This window comes from bacterium (assembly GCA_021108215.1).
Lineage (GTDB): Bacteria > Oederibacteriota > JAAXVQ01 > JAAXVQ01 > JAUVAV01 > JAIORK01.
This window is the reverse complement of the sequence record JAIORK010000014.1, coordinates 12,368-31,072: the sequence shown is the minus strand read 5'-3', so window position 1 is coordinate 31,072 and position 18,705 is coordinate 12,368. Positions and strand designations below refer to the sequence as shown.

The window sequence follows — 18,705 nt, the reverse complement described above, 5'->3', positions numbered from 1 at the left end:
TAATCAAAATCCTGTTTTTGATACCGATTGAATTCCGCTACAAGATAGATTAGGAAAGGATAAGATAATGTCGAAGGATGGAAGTCTGGGATTTGAGAAATCTTTGGTTGAACTCGAGAAAAAAATTGAGGAATTGAAGAGTTTTACTGATGACCAGCGGATAAATCTCAAGGATGAAATTGCACAGATGGAAGCGCGTGCCCAAAAACTGCGCGAAGAAATATACAGTAATCTGACGCCCTGGCAAATTGTTCAGATCAGTCGACATATGCAAAGGCCGCATACTCAGGAATATATCCGGGGTGTTTTTGATGAATTTAGGGAAATGCATGGTGATCGGGCATTTATTGATGATCGTGCCATGGCAGGTGGCGTTGCCTGGATGGATGGTGAACCCATGGTTGTGATCGGGATTAAAAAAGGCAAGGATACAAAGGAAAATATTGAATGTAACTTTGGACTGCCGATCCCGGAAGGATATCGGAAAGCCGGAAGATTGATGAAATTTGCAGAAAAATTTAATCTCCCGATAGTTTCATTTGTGGATACCCAAGGGGCTTTCCCCGGCCTGGAGGGCGAGGAGCGCGGGGTGGCTGAAGCGATTGCCACAAATTTGAGGGACATGTCAGTTCTTAAGGTTCCTATTGTTGTGGTTGTTATCGGAGAAGGCGGCAGTGGCGGGGCACTTGGTATTGGTGTGGGCGATAAAATTTTGATGCTTAGCTATGCCTACTATTCAGTGATTACCCCCGAAGGGTGTGCGGCGATTTTGTGGAAAGATCGAGCGGAGGCAGCGCGTGCAGCAGAGATTCTTAAAATTACCGCTCCGGATTTAAAACAACTGGGTGTGATTGATGAAATCATTGAAGAACCACTGGGCGGTGCACATCATGATCCTGAATTGATGATCCAGCGCGTACGACAGGGTATTGCCGGACAGCTGAAAGCCTTAAAAAAAATACCGACAGATGAATTACTCGAGAAACGTTACAAAAAATATATGAAAATCGGGTATTTTGATAAAATTGTTCAGGAAGATATTCAACCGGCAACCGTATCCGGATCAGGAGATGGTAGGAATTCGACTGTGGGCAAGTCGGATGAAAAAAAGACAGGTGGGACTGATTGACTATGATTTTGGTCCGGGAATTCGAATATGTCTGACACCCATACCTTGCTGTTCGTGCGGATACCTCTATTTGTTTTATTATTATTGATTTTCACTGGAAATTTGTATGCACAGGTTGATAGTGACGGTCCAACAGCATCAGCGACTGCAACTGAATTGATACCTTTACAGGTGGTTGTGATTGATCCGGGTCATGGAGGGCGAGATGCCGGTATTGCGCAAGAGGGTTTTTTAAAGGAGAAGGATTATGTTCTTCAGATTGCTCTGGAAGTAAGAAAAAAGCTGCGTCATTATTCCGGGATTAAGGTTTTTTTAACACGGGACAGGGACATGACCATGGCGATTTTAGAGCGGGTTGCGTTTGCGAATAAGAAAGAAGCGGATGTGTTTATCAGCCTGCATCAAATTTTTACGGATTCCCCAGGTGCGGGCAAAAGCCTAAGGATTTATTTTAATCAGACGGTTGCGGATCCGGAACTGGGTCGTGTTCGTAAAAAAAATATCCATGCCGGAACAAGAGTGTTGCCTTGGGATCTGGGCCAGAACAGCCAAAGAGTGCAAAGCAGACGGCTGGGTATTTCTGTTCGGAAAGCCTGGGAAGAACACTACCCGGCAGCAATTGAGGATGCACAATCAGATTATCCCATGAGTGTTTCGCTCGCGGTTTTACGCGGTATTCATGCGCCGGCAATTATGGTTGAAGTGCCTTTTATGCAGGCAGAACAGGCTGACCGGAATGATGATCAAACGGACCGGATTGTTCAAAAAGAAATTGCCAAGAGAATTACGACCGGGATTATGCGTTTTTTGGCAAATAGGTGACCGTGATGAAGATTAAACATCAAAAGGATAATTTGCCTGTGCTAGGGGCGCTGCTTGGTGTAGGTGTGCTTGTGTTGATCGCTGCGGTGATGTTGTTGCGTCCTATCTGGTCAAAAGGGGATACGCTTGAGATTGCTCCGGGGAAAGCCAGGGAGATTAAACTGGTTTTTTACCGAACGGGAGAGAAAAAAAAACCGCACCGGGGGGAAGTGAGAGTTGATAAAACCACGCCGGTTTATGATCAGGTCAAGCATGTTGTGGAACGCATGTTGCTGCAGCCCGCCCAAAATGAAGACGGGACACTTTGGCCGTTACAGATGAATTTACGCAGTATTTATTTACGAAAAAATGGATTGCTCATTCTTGACTTTGAAAAACGGGTTCAGTATAATCAGCTTGTTGGTGTTCTGGAAGAACGTGATGCCTTGCGTTCGATTATTGTGACGCTGGTAGGCGCCTTTGAGGATGTGAAAAAAGTGAAGTTTTTGGTAGGCGGCCAAGAGGCGGATACTTTGGCCGGACATATGGATATCTCAAGAACATTTGATGAAAAGACATTCGAAGATAAGTAGCCGGTGAGACAAAAATTTGGAGGCGAGATGAAATGACAGATTCTTCCCAGGATGAAAAAATATTTAACAATGAAGGGTGTCTCCGCGGGATCATCATTTTTACAATTATTGTGTTGGTTCTGGTCGGGATCCTTGCTTTGGTGGTTTATTTGCGTCCGCAAAATATGCTGAGATATGGATTGATAACCTCTATTACTGAATTGGAGGAAAAAGTCGGATTGGAGCGAACTTTGCCGGACGAACAATATAAGGAACTGAAGGTTTATTTGAGATCGGTAAAAAAATATATTTCTGAAAATGAACTGGATAAAGAAATTATTGGCAGGGTGGGACCCATTAATGAGGTTTTTAAAGTGGTATTGCAAGATGGTAGAATTAATCGTGATGAACTGGCTGAAATTCGGGCAGTGATGTGGCGATCCAATATTCCTTTGGATGTTCCTGAAAAAAAACAATCGGGGGATTCTTCGGAAACATCAAAATAAAACATGCATTGAGCGGGGGTAATTCAGTGGTAGAATGTCAGCTTCCCAAGCTGGACGTCGCGGGTTCGAACCCCGTCTCCCGCTCCAAACAATCTTGGAATCGTAACAGTGTTTGAAACTGTATAAGGGAAGGGTGTTGAATGAATAAGCGCTGGGTTACAACGGGTATTGCAATTGGAATGGGGCTGTGTTTGCTTCAGCCGGTGGCTGCCTATGCCAAGAAAACGAAGCAGGTAATTACTCAGGTGGAAATTGCTAAAGAAAAAAAATGGGGTTTCGGGGTTATTTTGGTTAATCCGACCGGGATTACTGCGAAATATTGGCGGGATAAAAATGTTGCGATGGATTTCGCTTTGGGCTCGCAGTGGAATGCTCCCGGCGTGGGAATACATGCGGATTATTTGTATCACCTTTATCTCTTTGAAGAAATGCCCGAGGCTCCGCTTTATATCGGCGGGGGAATGTTTTTAGGTGGATCGGGGGACTATTTTACCACCGGCGGCAGAGGTGTTGTCGGCTGGACCTATCTTTTTGATCAGCCGTTTGATGTTTTCATGGAGTTGTCACCTCAGATTGCCATTATACCGGAAGTTGATTTTGGATTTTCATTTTCCATAGGTGCCAGGCTTTATATATGATTTTAATTAAAAAAGGTTGATTTTCACTCGCGGAGCTCATAAGATTAAATTAATCGTTCCGGCGTGAACACGATGGACTTGCGCCTTGTATAAAATTTCAGAAATGACTTGACTTTAATATCTTTTTTTTTTATTTTATTAAATCCTTGTTAGGGGATGATACTATTGACGCTTAGGAGGTGATATCCAGTTGAAAGCTCTGGGTCGTCACATATTGCTGGAGCTTCACGAATGCGACAGCGAAATTTTGCGGGATCATGATCAGATAGAAAAAATCATGCGGGGTGCTGCGCTTGCCTCCAAGGCGACCATTGTCAAAGCGGTATTTCACCATTTTAATCCATACGGTGTAAGTGGTGCGGTTGTCATTGCGGAGTCTCATCTTACAATACATACGTGGCCTGAATACGGATATGCTGCATTGGATTTTTTTACCTGCGGAGATGATGTGGATCCCTGGATTGCACATCATTATGTTGCGGAAAAGCTCAAAGCAAAAAACAAGAGCTCAATTGAGCTGAAACGCGGCGTGTTTGATGTTTCCGAGTTGAAACATAAAATTGTAGATTAATTTTTTTAAAAACAGCACTAATACGGGAATGCAGAATTCGGGGGACAACGCCGGGGTTCTGCATTCCCTTTTTTTCTGAGGACTGTATTATGGAAATTTATAAAGATAATTTGTTTGTTGAAATGTACACGGAAACCGAGGGACATTTGCATGGTTTCAAAAAAGTGTTGTTTGAGGGAAAAACTGAATTCCAACTTATGCAAATTGTAGACACATACGAATATGGCCGCTGTCTGCTTTTGGATGGGAAAATGCAATCCAGTCAGGCGGATGAATTTATCTATCATGAATTTCTTGTGCATCCGGCGCTGACGGCACATCCCGATCCTAAAAATGTTTTGATTGTCGGCGGTGGAGAAGGTGCGACGCTGCGGGAAGTCTTGCGTCATCAGTGTGTTGAGCAGGTCGATATGGTTGAAATTGACGGGCAGGTGGTATCGTTTGCTAAAGAACATCTTCGGGAATGGCATCAGGGATCTTTTGAAGATGTTCGCAGCAATATCATTATTGGTGACGGCCGAAAGTACATAGAGGAAACCTCGAAAAGTTATGATTTGATTATCATTGATATTTCTGATCCGGGTGATGCAGGTCCGGCGTATTTGCTTTATACAGTACAGTTTTATGAGTTGGTGAAGAGACGATTGAAAACCAGTGGTATGCTTGCGCTTCAGGCGGGAACCAGCAGTGTGATCTATGGGGAAATTATGGCTTCGGTTTACCTGACATTGCAAAAAGTATTCGGCTATGTTGCGGCGTTTGAAGCGAGTGTGCCGTCATTTGATTTGCCATGGGGTTTTTGCATAGCGGGTAATGAAGTGGTTCCGGGCGATATTTCGCAGGATGAAATTGATAGGCGCCTGCTGGGACGTTTTGTGAAGGACCTGCGCGCTTATGACGGCGAAACACATGCCGGTTTGTTTAAGACCACCAAGGCATTGCGCAATTTACTGTGTGAAAAAGGACGATTGATAGAAGATCAAAAACCCATCTATACGCCATTGTAGACCGTGACCTTAAAAAAAAAGGGGGGACGTGGATGCATTCCTGGGATCAGCACAAGACACCGCTTTTTGAAGCAGTGATTAATTATGCCAAAGGCCGTAAAGTAACGTTTCATACACCGGGACATAAACATGGTGTCTCTGTTCCCCAAGAGTTTCGGAATTTTGTTGGTGAACGGATTTTTGACTGTGATTTAACCCTCCTGGAAGAAGTGGATTCCTTACACGATCCCCGGGGCGTTATTAAAGAAGCTCAGATACTGGCGGCAGCCGCCTATGGTGCGGATTATGCTTTTTTTCTGGTGAATGGAACTTCCGGCGGGAATCATGCAATGATTTTATCCGTATGCGACCCAGGCGATAAAATTATTGTTCCGCGCAATGTGCATCGTTCGGTTTTGGCGGGAATTGTTCTTGCAGGTATTGAACCGGTTTATGTTTTGCCTGAGCGGGATGACGAAATCAATATGCTTCTCAATGTCACACCGGATACAATTGCTAAAGCTGTTCAGGAACATCCGGAGGCCAAGGCGGTTTTGATAACCCACCCGACCTACGAAGGTATTGGTGCTGATTTGAAATCCATCTCAGAGTTAGTGCATACTGCAGGGATGGTTTTTTTGGTCGACGAAGCGCATGGTCCTCATTTGAAATTTCATACTGATCTTCCCATAACTGCGATGGAAGCCGGCGCCGACGTTTGTATTCAAAGTACGCACAAGATCATCAGCAGTATGACGCAGACATCATTGATGCTGGTACGCAATACGGTGGATGTTTTGAAATTGAAGCGGGTTTTGAATTTACTGACCACAACGAGTCCTTCTTATATACTGATGGCTTCGTTGGATTTGGCGAGAATGCAGATGGCAACCCGAGGGAAAGAACTGCTTTCGGTTGCCATGACCTTGGCGGAGGATGCCAGACGTAAAATCAATACAATACCTGGATTGATATGTCTGGGAAATGAACAGGTGGGTAAACCGGGTATTCATGAGATGGATGTAACCAAATTATGTATCTTGGTTGGTCAATTGGGAATGACCGGTCACCAAATGTCGCAGATGCTCAATCAAAAATTTAAAATACAAGTTGAATATGCCGACCTGGATAAGATATTGTTAATCGTTTCAATTGGCAATACCACCAAGGATATCAGCCGGCTGACAACTGCATTGGAAGCAATTGCGCGCGGATGTGATAAAATAACAGTTGTGAGCACACAGCAATTGCGTTTTCCGGACAAATTTCCGGAGGTTGTCATGACGCCTCGTGAAGCGGTTTTTGCGCCGACAAAAAAAATTCCATTCAAAGAAGCAGCCGGGGAAATCAGCGCGGAAGTGTTTTCGCCCTATCCGCCCGGAATCCCATTGTTAAATCCCGGGGAACGGATTTCTGCTGAAATTATTGAGTATATGCAAGAACTTCATCGCCGGGGTGGCCGGGTGCAAGGGCAAGCTGATCCTGAATTGCGTACGATTAAAATTGTGACGGCGGAAAAACCGGGACAGGAAAAGACAGACGAAAAAGTATCAAGCACTATTGAGAAAGACAAAATAATGAATTCATTTGAGGAAAGGAAGTTGGTGTGAAATATGAGAAAAACACAGTTGGAGAGCTTCAGGAAAATGTTGCTGAATCAAAAATCAACCCTTTTGGAGAAAGTGAAAAGCAGCGTCGATACGAACCGCAAGGATTCGTCCGATGAAGTGCGTGATACTGCGGATTTTGCATCTGAGTATTATGAGAGGGAATTGGCCATGGGTCTTTCGGAGACGGAACGTCAACGTTTACAGGAAGTGGAAGAAGCCCTGGAACGTCTCGAGGCTGGAAAATATGGTAAGTGTGAAGATTGCGGAAGCGTGATAACACCCCAGCGTCTGGAAGCGCTTCCGTTCGCGAAGCTTTGTATTGAATGTAAAGCGCAGTCGGAAAAAAAATAAATTGCCGTTTTTTTTTCGGCAGTGGAGATCGCTGACGGGAGTGTTTACATGTTACACGGACTCTGTTATGGCAAAGCCAAGGGATTACAAAAAATTGATGATCATGCCGGTGTTTCCAAGGCAACAAAAAGGCAGGGCGATTTGCTTTGGTTGGATATTACCAATCCTTCGGAGGATGATATTGATCTTATGGTAGAGACCTTCAAGTTTCACCAGTTGGCAATCGAGGATGCGATTTTTCCCCAGAATCTTCCGAAAATTGATGATTATGACGATTATTTGTATATTGTACTGCATGAATTACATTTTCCTGATCATATTACGCATGAAATCAAGACGCAGGAATTGAATATATTCTTTGGTAAAAATTTTGTTTTAACCATTCATAACGAAGCCTTGCCATCCATCGCTAAGCTGTTTCAAAAATGTATTTCCAAACCGATCAGCATGCAGCAGGGGTCGGGTTTTTTATTACATAATATTATTGATCATGTGGTTGATAATTATTTTCCGGTCGTGGATCATATTGAGACCAAGATTGAGGATTTAGAGGATCAGGTCTTGGCAGGTGCGGATCAAACGGTTTTGGAAAAAATTGTTGATTTAAAGAAAAATGTAATGACTTTAAGAAATTTTATTGTGCCGCAAAGAAAAATTTTAGGGGTGTTGTGTCGTTCTAATATTCCCAATATCAAACGGTCCACGTCTGCATATTTTCGTGATGTTTACGATCATGTTGTCAGAATCAGTGAAATGGTGGATACCTATCGGGATGTTTTGAATTCAACCATGGATGCCTATCTTTCGGTGGTGTCCAACCGGATGAATGAAATTATGAAAACGCTTACGATCATCACAACCATCATGATGCCTTTGACGGTTATTACGAGTTTCTATGGCATGAATGTAAAAATGCCTGAATTTAATTGGGGAATCAACGGCTATTTTTTTGCGATTGGTCTCATGGTGTTAGCCTTGGCAGGAATGCTTATTTTTCTTAAACGGAAAAAATGGATTTGATGGTCGATATTGCTATTTTTGGTTTACCATGTTTTGTAAGGAACCGGTTACCCCGTATGACAAGTTCCACATGATAGTCAAGATGAACCTTTGCGAATAAAACCGGGTTTGCCCGTGGGACTCCATATTTTTCGGATGAAAATTACAGGAAACAATTGAAAAAGTGATTGACGCAGGACGTCGCCTATGTAAGAATATGCGCCGTTTAATTAATTTGTTAATTCCAGAGGTTTTAAAACGATTTTTTCAGGATTTAGCAAAAGTGAAGTTTTTTTCAGTTTGGATTGAATTTCCCTGTGTCAAAGCCGGGAAGTATAATAAAACGTAAGTATTATAAGGAGGATTGTTATGGGAATAAAAGTTGGTATTAATGGATTTGGCCGGATTGGCCGTAGTGTTTTTCGCGCCGTTCTTGAAAAAAATGCAGACATCGAAGTTGTTGCAGTCAATGACCTTACAGATGCCAAAACACTGGCTCATTTATTGAAATATGACTCGGTTTTCGGGAAATTCCCGGGAGAAGTCAAAGCCGGTGAAGGTGAAATTGTCGTCAATGGCAAACCGCTTAAGGTTGTGGCGGAAAGAGATCCGGCCAATTTGCCCTGGAAAGAATTGGGTGTGGAGTATGTCATTGAATCAACAGGTATTTTTACAGATGCCACAAAGGCGGCGGCGCATATTAAAGCCGGTGCGAAGAAAGTAATTATCAGTGCTCCTGCTAAAAATGAAGACCTGACAATTGTTTTAGGTGTGAATGAAGATAAATATGATGCTTCCAAGCATAATATTATCTCAAATGCTTCTTGTACCACCAACTGCTTGGGCCCGGTTGCCAAGGCGTTGAAAGAAAAACTGGGAATTATCTCAGGCTTGATGACCACCATTCATTCATACACAAATGATCAGGTGATTTTGGATGCTCCGCACAAGGATTTGCGCCGTGCCCGTGCAGCAGCGGTTTCCATGATTCCGACCACCACCGGCGCAGCCAAAGCAATCGGCTTGGTGATTCCGGAATTGAAGGGGAAATTAGACGGACTGGCCATGCGTGTGCCGACACCCAATGTATCTGTTGTTGATTTGGTTGTTAAAGTGGAAAAATCAACGACCAAAGAAGAAGTCAATGCTATTTTGAAGGAAGCAACGGACAACAATCCTTATTTTGAGTATTCGGACGAACCGTTGGTTTCCAAAGATTTCAATGGAAATCCCGCATCTTCGATTGTTGATTCCCTGGCGACCTATGTCAGCGGTGGTGATCTTGTGAAAGTTATGGCTTGGTATGACAATGAGTGGGGTTATTCAAACCGTGTGGTTGATTTGGTGGAATATATTTCTAAAAAATAAATCACAAAGATTAAAAAAAGTGTCGGCGGGAATCGGATGATGTCCGGTTCCCGCTGATGCATTTCATGAAAAAGCTTACAGTGCTTATTTTAAGCTGCAAGGGAGAATGACAATGCAGAAGTTAACGGTGAAGGATCTCCAGGTGAAGGACCAACGGGTTCTGGTTCGGGTGGACTTTAATGTGCCGATGGACAAGGAAATGGACATCACCGATGATACACGCATTTTAAAAGCGGTTCCGACGATTGCGTTTTTAAAAGAAGCGGGTGCTCGTATTATTTTATGTTCGCATCTCGGACGTCCTAAAGGTGAGGCGGATGACCGGCATAAATTTTCTCTGGCACCGGTAGCGCGCCGGTTGGGTCAATTGATGAATTGCGAGATCAAAATGGCGTCTGATGTCGTCGGGCCCGAGGTTGAATCATTGGTTTCCGGGTTGGAAAATGGTGAGATCGCTATGCTGGAAAATGTCCGGTTTGTAAAAGGGGAAACCAAAAATGATCCGGAATTTTCAAAACAATTGGCCGCATTGGCGGACCTTTATGTGAATGATGCCTTTGGAAGCGCCCATCGTGCCCATTGTTCCACCGAAGGCGTTGCCCGTTTGGTTAAACAAGCGGCGGCAGGGTTTTTACTGGAAAAGGAACTGGAATATTTAGGGAAAGCGGTTACAGATCCGGAACGCCCGTATGTGGCGATTTTGGGTGGTGCCAAAATTTCCGGTAAACTTGAAGTTATTAAAAATTTGCTCCCGAAAGTTGATGCACTTATTATCGGCGGTGGGATGGCATATACGTTTTTAAAAGCGAAGGGTATTGGTATTGGAAAATCACTTTGTGAAGACAGTTTGATTTCCACGGCCAAAGAAATTTTAAAGCAAGCCCTGGATCTGGATAAGCAGTTGTTGCTGCCGATTGATCACATTGTGGCGGATGATTTCCGGCCGGATGCAAATCATAAACAAATTCCCCGCGGGACGATTGATGAAGGCTGGGAGGGCATGGATATCGGCCCGGATACGGTGATGAAATTTTCTGCTGCAATCAAAAAATCCAAGACAATTATTTGGAATGGACCGATGGGTGTTTTTGAAATGGCACCGTTTGCGAACGGGACTTTGGCAATCGCCCAAGTACTCGCGGAATCGGAGGGTACAACGATTGTCGGTGGCGGTGATTCAGTCGCAGCCGTAACGCAAATGGGATTGGCAAATAAAATGAGCCATGTTTCCACCGGCGGGGGTGCGTCCCTGGAATTTTTGGAAGGAAAGCAGCTTCCCGGCGTGGTTGCTTTAAGTGATAAATAGATTGTAGGGACCTGGCTGCTTGTCCGGCGCACCGTGTCCGGTGAATGTCGGATGCAGGATGTCTGGTCCCTGCGGAACAAATAAAATATAAGGGCGGGTTCTAAACCCGTACGCCAAGTAAGAATCGAAAGGAAAAATTGACCATGCGGAAACCCATTATTGCTGGAAACTGGAAATTAAACAAAACGCGTGCAGAGGCAAAATTATTGGTTCAGGATATTGTAAACGGGACAAAGGATGTCACGGATGTTGAGATGGTTGTCTGTCCTGTCTATACATCATTAGAGACGGTTCAGTCGGTTATTACCGATTCGGTTGTGAAATTGGGTGCGCAGAATGTTTATTGGGAAGAATCCGGTGCCTTTACCGGAGAAGTATCCTCAAGCATGCTCAAGGATGCCGGGTGCATCTATGTCGTTGTCGGACACTCGGAAAGACGACAGTATTTTGGTGAAACCAATGAAACAGTCAATCAGAAAGTAAAAGCTGTATTGGCTGCCGGATTGACCCCGATCGTTTGCGTAGGTGAAACCCTGCCGGAACGGGAAGCCGGGAAAGTGACCGATGTTGTCGGTGATCATGTTCGGAATGGTTTAGCAGGTCTTTCGGCTGAAGAAATCGGGGAAATTGTTATTGCGTATGAACCTGTTTGGGCGATTGGTACCGGAAAAACCGCATCCCCCGAACAGGCACAAGAAGTGCATAAATTGATTCGGGATATCTTGACGGAATTGGCTGGTGAATCAGTAGCACAAAGCGTACGGATTCAATACGGCGGGAGCGTCAAACCGGATAATGTTAAAGAATTGATGGCAAAAGAGGATATTGACGGTGCGTTGGTGGGTGGTGCAAGCCTTAAGGCGGATTCTTTCATTGCACTGGTAAAATTTAATCATTAGCCGGCTGATAATTAAATTTTTAACCCGGACTTTTTCATCAGCCGTGTATCGGAATAAGCTTGAGAAGCAGATATTTTTTAGAGTAACCGGCTGTTAAGGGACCATTTGTTTAGGTTTTTCAGCAGCGGGTTAAGCGCGTAATACGCAAATACCGGAACGGGTCCGGTAAGGAGGGTGACTATGCTGGTTAAGTTATTTTGGGGAATTCATATTATTAATTGTATTGTTCTTATTATCACAGTGCTACTGCAGGCGGGAAAAGGATCGACCATGGGGTTGAGTCTTGGTGGCGGTGCATCCCAGACGGTTTTTGGCTCCACGGGCGGGAAGAATTTTTTTGCACGTTTGACAACTGGGTTTGCGATTCTTTTTATGTTAACCTCGATTTTGTTGTCTATTATTTCTTCGCGCTCAGCCCGGAGTTATCGTGGCGTGATGCAGCAGCTGCCCGGTGCCACCGAAGCGGCGGCACCGGTACGCCCCTTGGCAGAACCTGCGGCACCGGCATCAGACGTACCGGCGCCGGCAGAGGTGCCGGCACAGAAATAATCGGCATTTTGATACACAATATAGTGGTATGAAGCTTTTTGGTTGACAAGTGGTAGGGTGCTGGCTATAATTCACGCTTTATTTGCATTACCTAGGTACAAATAATATGAAGATTAATATTCAGTCATTAAAAGAAGATCCGGTCGTATTTCCTTTGAGTATAGCGCAAGCCAAGCTGGATTTGGGTGATGAGGCCCGTGTCCAAGGCGCCGTCTCCGTGATATTGAGTATTCATAAAGTATCGGAAAAGGTTTTTATTCGCGGAGAGATTCATGCTCAGCTGCAGTTGGTCTGTGCGCGATGTCTGGAAGCGTTTGAACGGCCGGTCGATACAAATGAATTTTTTTTAATGGCAGTTCCGTTTTTTTTAAAACAGCAACGGCGACAGAGCGAGAATGAGCAATTGCTTGAGGATGATCCGGCAACCATCGTTTATGAGGCGGATCAGTTGGATTTGTTGCCTGAAATACGTAATTTTTTAATCCTCAACATACCGATGAAACCATTGTGTTCACTGGACTGTCAGGGGATATGTTCGCGCTGTGGGAAAAAAAAGCAGGATGTTGGCTGTACATGCCGGCAACGTGCAGATGGAAATTCGTTTTCGGTTTTAGAGGAACTCAAACCGGATAATCGATAATCAGAAACTTGTAAGAAAAAGGAGCAGGAGTTATGGCGAATCCTAAAAGAAAATTTTCAAAGGCGCGAACGCACAAGCGGCGTTCGTCCTGGAAATTATCCTCGGTAAGTATTTCGGTTTGTCCGCAATGCCAGCAACCTAAGCAGCCGCATAGACTTTGTCCGAATTGCGGCTATTACCGCGGTAAAGAAATTATCACCCCGGCGGGTGAATAACAGAAAGGCGGTTGCGAAATTGCGAGTTGCACTTGATTGTATGGGTGGAGATAAAGGGCCTGCAACAAATATTGCGGGTGCGATTGATGCGATTAAAACCAATGAGGAATTAACCGTACTTTTGGTGGGGGATCGTGAAACCATTGAGGGTGTTTTGTCTCAATGTAAACTGAAGTATGATGCTAAAAGACTTGAAATACACCATGCGCCGGAAAAAATTCTTATGGATGACCCTCCGGGGATTGCTGTTCGCCAGAAGAAAAATTCCTCGATGCATATCGCCAATCACCTGGTGAAAAGCGGGGACGCGGAAGCGGTTTTCACTGCCGGGAATACAGGTGCTGCGATGGGTGTTTCACTGCTGACATTGGGAAGAATCCCCGGGATTATCCGTCCGGCATTGATGGTGAACTTTCCGTCACTGAACCGGCATGGGTGGACCTCGATTTTGGATGTTGGTGCCAACGTTGAATGTAAACCGAAAATGCTGGCCCAGTTTGCCGTCATGGGTGATCTTTACTGCAGGCATTTACTGAATGTTCCCTCGCCGCGTGTGGGACTGCTTTCCTTGGGCGAAGAAGAAACCAAAGGAACCGGGACAATCAAAGGCAGCCGGGAATTATTTAAACAATTTAAAAGTATTAAATTTATTGGGAATATTGAAGGGCAGGACATCGTTAATGGCAAAGTGGATGTTGTGGTGACGGACGGGTTTGTCGGTAATGTTGTTTTGAAGTTTGGAGAAGGCACCATGCGTCTGTTTGGGGATATTTTGAAGCGTGAAGTTATGGCCGGCGGCTGGCTCAATAAATTGGCGATTGCCATGTTGATACCAACCATTCGCCGGATATACCGCCGGATGGATTATAAGGAATATGGGAGTGCTCCTTTGTTGGGGGTCCAGGGAATTTCGACAATTGGGCATGGCAAATCATCCAGCAAAGCGATTAAAAGCGCTATTTTGCAATCTGCCAAATATATTCAGGAACATATTAATCATAAAATTGAGGCTTCGTTGGTCGAGAACGGGGTCGCAGAGTTATGACGCAGGCACGACGGGTGGGCATTGCCGGGATGGGGTATTATCTTCCGGAAAATATTGTCACCAATAGTGACCTTGAAAAAAAGATAGAGACCTCTGATGAATGGATTAGGACCCGGACAGGTATTCGGGAGCGCCGAATTGCCGGTCCGGACCAAGCTGCATCCGATTTGGGCGTGATTGCTGCGGAAAAGGCACTGGAGGACGCTCAGCTCAGTGCAGATTTGATTGATATCATTATTGTGGCAACCGCTTCGCCGGATATGGTTTTTCCGGCAACCGCTTGTTTGATACAGGACCGGATTGGTGCGGTGAATGCCGGTGCGTTTGACTTAAGTGCTGTTTGTTCAGGATTTATTTATGCATTTGTGACGGCTGCCCAGATGATTACCGCCGGAACAGCCGAGCGGGTTATGGTTGTTGCGACCGAAAAATTTTCGTCATTTCTTGACTGGGAGGACCGGTCAACTGCAGTGTTGATGGGTGATGGTGCCGGGGCGGTGATTTTGAGCGCTGACGCAACCACAGGAGAGGTGCTTTCGAATATTTTGGGGGCTGACAGCAGTGGGATTGAGCATCTCTACGTCCCGGCCGGGGGGGCGGCTTTACCTGCATCCCATGAGACGGTTGCGCAACGTCAACATTATATGAAGATGAATGGTCCGGAAATATATAAATTTGGTGTACGTATTATTGTTGAAAGTGTATCCCAGGCATTGGAAAAAGCCGGGTTGCAGGAAGATGCGCTCGATTTATTAATACCCCATCAGGCCAATATCCGCATCATTCAATCTGCATCAAAACGGTTGAATCTTCCAATGGAAAAAATATTTATAAACATTGCCAACTATAGCAATACATCTGCTGCGTCTGTGCCCATTGCATTGTACGAGGCCAAGCAGAAGGGGATGTTGAAAAAAGGGATGAATATTGCGCTGGTTGCTTTTGGGGCAGGCCTCTCTTGGGGGGCCAGTATCATTCGGTGGTAAGTTTGTGAATTCGGTTTAGGAGCTGTTGCATGTCGAAAATTGGGTTGGTTTTTCCCGGGCAGGGGTCACAATTTGTTGGGATGGGCAAGGAGCTTATCGCTGTTTCAGAAACCGCCAAATCAATATTTGCAAGAGCAGATGCGGCATTGGGTATGTCGTTAAGCACGATGATACTTGAAGGCCCGGAAGAAGCTTTGAAAGAAACTGAAAATGCTCAGCCGGCAATTTTAACCGCATCGGTTGCTGCATGGGAAGCTTTTCGTGAAAAATATAATTTGAATTTTTCAAATTGTATTTGTGCCGGACATTCTTTGGGAGAATATACGGCATTGGTCGCGGCCCGAGTCATGGACTTTGAAACAGCTGTTCAGCTTGTGCGAAAAAGAGGGCGCTATATGCAGGAGGCGGCGGCGGCATGCGATGGCGGCATGGCGGCGGTTTTGGGTAAGACGGAAAATGAGGTTCGGAGTTTATGTGGTCAGGGTGATGGTCAACCAGGTGTACAGGTTGCGAATCTCAATTCACCCGGACAGGTGGTTGTTTCAGGTTCGAAAAAGACGTTGGAAGTATTTTCGCAGAGTGCTGCGGAGCAGAAAATAAAGGTTATCCCATTGGCGGTTTCGGGTCCCTTTCATTCCGCCCTCATGCAGTCGGCAGCAGACAAATTGACTGTGACATTGAAGATAATTTCTTTTAAGCCCGCTGTGATGCCGGTCATTGCCAATGTGTCGGCTTTGCCGATAACCGAACCGGAAGCAATTCGTGAGAGTCTGATAAAACAGGTCACCGGATCTGTGCGCTGGGAAGAGTCTATGCGGAAAATGATTTCATCCGGCGTAGGCCGGATGATTGAAATCGGCCCGGGGAAAGTGTTGCGCGGGCTGATGAAAAAGATTGACCGGGGAATCCCGGTGTTGGGTGTGTTTGATCCGGAAGAAATAAAAGCGACGATTGAGCGGATTTCAAATATTTGAGGATAAAGTGTTTGGATTTGTTTTGAGGCGTACGTGTACGGATGGAAACAAGGAGGGGAAATGGACTTGAAAGATAAAGTGGCTTTGGTAACCGGTGGTGCACAGGGGATTGGCGAGGCGATTGCCGGTGGCTTGGCTTCCAAGGGTGCTAAACTCGTATTGGCGGATGTGAACCTGGAAAAAACCGAGATGACAGCCAAAACCATGGCAGAACAATACCAGGTGGATGTAGTGCCTTTGAAAATGGATGTTTCCAATTTTAAGGAAGTTGAAGAAGGAATCAAAAAAATCATTGACAAATACGGACGCCTCGATATATTGGTCAATAATGCAGGTGTGACCCGGGACGGTCTGATGATGAGAATGAGCGACGCTGACTGGGATTTGGTGCTTGCGATCAACCTTAAGGGGACATTTAACTGCATCAAGGCCGCGACGCGACCCATGATGAAACAGCGTTATGGTCGTGTCATTAATATTGCATCGGTCGTTGGATTGATGGGGAATGCCGGTCAAGCTAACTATTCCGCCAGTAAAGCCGGTGTCATAGGATTGACGAAAACCTCGGCCAAAGAACTGGCATCAAGGAAGATTACGGTGAATGCGATTGCGCCTGGATTTATTAAGACGAAAATGACCGAAGCGCTTACTGATGAAGCCAAGGATGGTTTGAAAAAGATGATTCCGCTGGGAGCATTGGGGGAACCCGCTGATGTCGCACGTGCTGTCATTTTTTTAGCGTCAGATGATGCTGCGTATATTACCGGACAGGTTTTGGCGGTTGACGGCGGTATGGTGATGCATTAATCAACAAAGGCTCGAAACATTCGGGAAAATACCGGATGATAATGATATTAAATAGTATTCATTATAAAATAAAAATGAACAAGGAGGATAAACGAACGTGTCTTTAGAAGCGAAAGTAAAGGAAATCATTGTTGATCAATTGGGTGTAAATGCGGATGAGGTTACCATCGAAGCTTCATTTATTGAAGATTTGGGTGCCGATTCCCTTGATACCGTTGAACTGGTTATGGCGTTGGAAGAAGAATTCAGTTTGGAGATTCCGGATGAGGAAGCGGAGAAGATCAAATCAGTCGGTGATGCAGTTGAATTCATCAAATCACACGCCAATGTTGCCCAATAATCAGGAATCAGAGCGAATCAGCTGATTGTGACGAATTATATAATTAGCTTGGAGATGTGAATTTCCCCCGCTTGTGAAATATTCGGGCGGGGGAATTTTTGTGTTTAAAGATTTTGGCATGAAATAGGAGGGACTATGGCAAAACGGGTCGTTGTAACCGGCCTGGGGGTTGTTACCCCAATTGGCAATGATGTTGAAACTTACTGGAAGAACTTGTTGGCCGGTAAATCCGGAATTGGCCCGATTACATATTTTGATGTTACGGATTATGATTCTAAGATTGCCGGTGAGCTTAAAAATTTCGATGCATCATTAGCAGTAGAAAAAAAAGATGCACGACGCCTTGATTTATTTGCGCAGTATGCTTTGGTGGCAGGACAGGAAGCGCTCGAGAATGCCCGGATCGATATGGAAAAAATCGATAGATATCGTGCAGGGATTATCGTTGGTTGCGGAATCGGCGGAATCAATGTGGCGGAAACACAAAAAACCATTTTGATTGAAAAAGGACCAAAGCGAGTATCGCCTTTTCTGGTGCCGATGATGATTCCCAACATGGCACCGGGTATGATGGCCATAAAATATGGATTTAGGGGTCCCAATCTTTCGGTGGTGACAGCGTGTGCTTCAGGCAATAATGCATTTACAGATGCAACGCGTTTAATACAACGGGGAGATGCCGATATTATGATTGCGGGCGGGTCGGAATCTGCGGTGACGCCGTTGGCTGTATCAGGTTTTTGCTCCGCCAAAGCACTCTCGACTCGAAATGATGCGCCGGGAAAAGCCAGCCGTCCGTTTGATAAGGACCGGGATGGTTTTGTTATTGCAGAAGGTGCAGGGTTGGCCGTGCTGGAATCATTGGAACATGCACAAGCGCGGGGCGCAGAGATTTTAGCTGAAATTGGCGGCTATGGGATGACGGATGATGCGTATCATATGACATCGCCTTTGCCGGACGGATCCGGCGGGGCTATGGCAATGGAATTGGCAATTCGGGATGCCGGACTCAAACCCGAGGACATTGATTACATTAATGCTCATGGAACATCCACCTTGCAGGGTGATATCGGCGAGACCCTGGCAATTAAAAAAGTATTTGGCGACCATGCGAAAAAACTTCGGGTGTCCTCCACCAAATCAATGCTCGGCCATACGCTTGGTGCAGCCGGAGGTGTTGAATTGGTTGCTGTGGTTAAATCACTTCTGGATCAAACATTACATCAGACCGTTAATTTGGAAAATCCTGATGAACAATGTGATCTGGATTATATTACAGAAGGTCCCAGAAAGACGGCTGTTACCAATGTTTTGAGCAATTCCTTTGGATTCGGGGGTCACAACGTTTCCATACTGGTGAAAAAATTCGTAGCCTAGTGATGGGAAGGCCAGTGTTTTTTACGTCTGGTATAA

General features: G+C 45.1%; 22 protein-coding genes and 1 tRNA gene. All 23 read left to right on the top strand.

What is annotated here, in order from left to right; all coding sequences use genetic code 11:
• The first annotated feature begins 67 nt into the window (after positions 1–67).
• The 23 genes from K8S19_02980 (at position 68) to fabF (ending at position 18,669) form a co-directional block, all read left to right on the top strand.
• Positions 68–1,129 carry an acetyl-CoA carboxylase carboxyltransferase subunit alpha gene (locus K8S19_02980; protein ID MCD4812639.1) on the top strand — a complete coding sequence of 354 codons (1,062 nt, stop codon included), beginning with the start codon at positions 68–70 and terminating at the stop codon, positions 1,127–1,129.
• A 27-nt stretch (positions 1,130–1,156) separates the two neighbouring features.
• Complete coding sequence (locus K8S19_02975; protein MCD4812638.1) at positions 1,157–1,951, top strand: N-acetylmuramoyl-L-alanine amidase; 795 nt, start codon at positions 1,157–1,159, stop codon at positions 1,949–1,951.
• 5 nt (positions 1,952–1,956) lie between these two features.
• A complete protein-coding gene (locus K8S19_02970) occupies positions 1,957–2,523 on the top strand; it encodes a GerMN domain-containing protein (GenBank protein ID MCD4812637.1) in 567 nt (188 codons plus the stop codon).
• Positions 2,524–2,555: 32 nt separating this feature from the next.
• Positions 2,556–3,008: a hypothetical protein gene (locus tag K8S19_02965; GenBank protein ID MCD4812636.1), complete on the top strand. Its 453-nt coding sequence runs from the start codon at positions 2,556–2,558 to the stop codon at positions 3,006–3,008.
• 12 nt (positions 3,009–3,020) lie between these two features.
• Positions 3,021–3,095 (top strand) — tRNA-Gly (locus K8S19_02960).
• Positions 3,096–3,148: 53 nt separating this feature from the next.
• Positions 3,149–3,646, top strand: a complete 498-nt coding sequence (locus tag K8S19_02955; protein ID MCD4812635.1) for a hypothetical protein — start codon at positions 3,149–3,151, stop codon at positions 3,644–3,646.
• 184 nt (positions 3,647–3,830) lie between these two features.
• Positions 3,831–4,217, top strand: a complete 387-nt coding sequence (speD, locus tag K8S19_02950) for an adenosylmethionine decarboxylase (protein ID MCD4812634.1) — start codon at positions 3,831–3,833, stop codon at positions 4,215–4,217.
• Between the two features lie 89 nt (positions 4,218–4,306).
• On the top strand, positions 4,307–5,224 hold the full coding sequence (gene speE, locus K8S19_02945; protein MCD4812633.1) for a polyamine aminopropyltransferase: 918 nt from the start codon (positions 4,307–4,309) through the stop codon (positions 5,222–5,224).
• Positions 5,225–5,256: 32 nt separating this feature from the next.
• The gene (locus K8S19_02940) at positions 5,257–6,813 is read left to right on the top strand and encodes an aminotransferase class I/II-fold pyridoxal phosphate-dependent enzyme (protein MCD4812632.1); all 1,557 of its coding nucleotides are present in this window, start codon (positions 5,257–5,259) and stop codon (positions 6,811–6,813) included.
• Between the two features lie 3 nt (positions 6,814–6,816).
• On the top strand, positions 6,817–7,164 hold the full coding sequence (locus K8S19_02935; GenBank protein MCD4812631.1) for a TraR/DksA family transcriptional regulator: 348 nt from the start codon (positions 6,817–6,819) through the stop codon (positions 7,162–7,164).
• A gap of 48 nt (positions 7,165–7,212) precedes the next feature.
• Entirely contained in the window at positions 7,213–8,184 is a 972-nt protein-coding gene (gene corA / locus K8S19_02930) for a magnesium/cobalt transporter CorA (GenBank protein MCD4812630.1), read from the top strand.
• 348 nt (positions 8,185–8,532) lie between these two features.
• A complete protein-coding gene (gene gap, locus K8S19_02925) occupies positions 8,533–9,531 on the top strand; it encodes a type I glyceraldehyde-3-phosphate dehydrogenase (protein ID MCD4812629.1) in 999 nt (332 codons plus the stop codon).
• 112 nt (positions 9,532–9,643) lie between these two features.
• A complete protein-coding gene (locus K8S19_02920) occupies positions 9,644–10,837 on the top strand; it encodes a phosphoglycerate kinase (protein ID MCD4812628.1) in 1,194 nt (397 codons plus the stop codon).
• 143 nt (positions 10,838–10,980) lie between these two features.
• Entirely contained in the window at positions 10,981–11,736 is a 756-nt protein-coding gene (gene tpiA / locus K8S19_02915; protein MCD4812627.1) for a triose-phosphate isomerase, read from the top strand.
• A 180-nt stretch (positions 11,737–11,916) separates the two neighbouring features.
• The gene (gene secG, locus K8S19_02910) at positions 11,917–12,285 is read left to right on the top strand and encodes a preprotein translocase subunit SecG (protein ID MCD4812626.1); all 369 of its coding nucleotides are present in this window, start codon (positions 11,917–11,919) and stop codon (positions 12,283–12,285) included.
• Positions 12,286–12,391: 106 nt separating this feature from the next.
• Positions 12,392–12,925, top strand: a complete 534-nt coding sequence (locus K8S19_02905; GenBank protein MCD4812625.1) for a YceD family protein — start codon at positions 12,392–12,394, stop codon at positions 12,923–12,925.
• Between the two features lie 32 nt (positions 12,926–12,957).
• The gene (gene rpmF, locus K8S19_02900) at positions 12,958–13,140 is read left to right on the top strand and encodes a 50S ribosomal protein L32 (protein ID MCD4812624.1); all 183 of its coding nucleotides are present in this window, start codon (positions 12,958–12,960) and stop codon (positions 13,138–13,140) included.
• 19 nt (positions 13,141–13,159) lie between these two features.
• Entirely contained in the window at positions 13,160–14,185 is a 1,026-nt protein-coding gene (gene plsX / locus K8S19_02895) for a phosphate acyltransferase PlsX (GenBank protein MCD4812623.1), read from the top strand.
• The gene (locus K8S19_02890) at positions 14,182–15,171 is read left to right on the top strand and encodes a ketoacyl-ACP synthase III (GenBank protein MCD4812622.1); all 990 of its coding nucleotides are present in this window, start codon (positions 14,182–14,184) and stop codon (positions 15,169–15,171) included. Before plsX ends, K8S19_02890 begins: the two co-directional genes overlap by 4 nt.
• 29 nt (positions 15,172–15,200) lie before the next feature.
• Positions 15,201–16,145 (top strand): ACP S-malonyltransferase, encoded by a 945-nt coding sequence (gene fabD, locus K8S19_02885; protein ID MCD4812621.1) that lies wholly within the window; start codon positions 15,201–15,203, stop codon positions 16,143–16,145.
• A gap of 60 nt (positions 16,146–16,205) precedes the next feature.
• Positions 16,206–16,952 carry a 3-oxoacyl-[acyl-carrier-protein] reductase gene (gene fabG / locus K8S19_02880; GenBank protein MCD4812620.1) on the top strand — a complete coding sequence of 249 codons (747 nt, stop codon included), beginning with the start codon at positions 16,206–16,208 and terminating at the stop codon, positions 16,950–16,952.
• A gap of 97 nt (positions 16,953–17,049) precedes the next feature.
• Positions 17,050–17,292: an acyl carrier protein gene (gene acpP, locus K8S19_02875; protein MCD4812619.1), complete on the top strand. Its 243-nt coding sequence runs from the start codon at positions 17,050–17,052 to the stop codon at positions 17,290–17,292.
• 135 nt (positions 17,293–17,427) lie between these two features.
• Positions 17,428–18,669 carry a beta-ketoacyl-ACP synthase II gene (gene fabF, locus K8S19_02870; protein ID MCD4812618.1) on the top strand — a complete coding sequence of 414 codons (1,242 nt, stop codon included), beginning with the start codon at positions 17,428–17,430 and terminating at the stop codon, positions 18,667–18,669.
• The last annotated feature ends 36 nt before the right edge of the window (positions 18,670–18,705 follow it).

Bases quoted from the DNA above. Each gene is read 5' to 3' on its own strand.
- tpiA (MCD4812627.1), top strand. From the start codon at position 10,981: ATGCGGAAACCCATTATTGCTGGAAACTGGAAATTAAACAAAACGCGT.
- gap (MCD4812629.1), top strand. From the start codon at position 8,533: ATGGGAATAAAAGTTGGTATTAATGGATTTGGCCGGATTGGCCGTAGT.
- fabG (MCD4812620.1), top strand. From the start codon at position 16,206: ATGGACTTGAAAGATAAAGTGGCTTTGGTAACCGGTGGTGCACAGGGG.
- K8S19_02905 (MCD4812625.1), top strand. From the start codon at position 12,392: ATGAAGATTAATATTCAGTCATTAAAAGAAGATCCGGTCGTATTTCCT.
- K8S19_02980 (MCD4812639.1), top strand. From the start codon at position 68: ATGTCGAAGGATGGAAGTCTGGGATTTGAGAAATCTTTGGTTGAACTC.
- corA (MCD4812630.1), top strand. From the start codon at position 7,213: ATGTTACACGGACTCTGTTATGGCAAAGCCAAGGGATTACAAAAAATT.
- K8S19_02975 (MCD4812638.1), top strand. From the start codon at position 1,157: ATGTCTGACACCCATACCTTGCTGTTCGTGCGGATACCTCTATTTGTT.
- K8S19_02970 (MCD4812637.1), top strand. From the start codon at position 1,957: ATGAAGATTAAACATCAAAAGGATAATTTGCCTGTGCTAGGGGCGCTG.
- speE (MCD4812633.1), top strand. From the start codon at position 4,307: ATGGAAATTTATAAAGATAATTTGTTTGTTGAAATGTACACGGAAACC.
- secG (MCD4812626.1), top strand. From the start codon at position 11,917: ATGCTGGTTAAGTTATTTTGGGGAATTCATATTATTAATTGTATTGTT.
- K8S19_02920 (MCD4812628.1), top strand. From the start codon at position 9,644: ATGCAGAAGTTAACGGTGAAGGATCTCCAGGTGAAGGACCAACGGGTT.
- rpmF (MCD4812624.1), top strand. From the start codon at position 12,958: ATGGCGAATCCTAAAAGAAAATTTTCAAAGGCGCGAACGCACAAGCGG.
- K8S19_02890 (MCD4812622.1), top strand. From the start codon at position 14,182: ATGACGCAGGCACGACGGGTGGGCATTGCCGGGATGGGGTATTATCTT.
- K8S19_02955 (MCD4812635.1), top strand. From the start codon at position 3,149: ATGAATAAGCGCTGGGTTACAACGGGTATTGCAATTGGAATGGGGCTG.
- K8S19_02935 (MCD4812631.1), top strand. From the start codon at position 6,817: ATGAGAAAAACACAGTTGGAGAGCTTCAGGAAAATGTTGCTGAATCAA.
- fabD (MCD4812621.1), top strand. From the start codon at position 15,201: ATGTCGAAAATTGGGTTGGTTTTTCCCGGGCAGGGGTCACAATTTGTT.
- K8S19_02965 (MCD4812636.1), top strand. From the start codon at position 2,556: ATGACAGATTCTTCCCAGGATGAAAAAATATTTAACAATGAAGGGTGT.
- K8S19_02940 (MCD4812632.1), top strand. From the start codon at position 5,257: ATGCATTCCTGGGATCAGCACAAGACACCGCTTTTTGAAGCAGTGATT.
- fabF (MCD4812618.1), top strand. From the start codon at position 17,428: ATGGCAAAACGGGTCGTTGTAACCGGCCTGGGGGTTGTTACCCCAATT.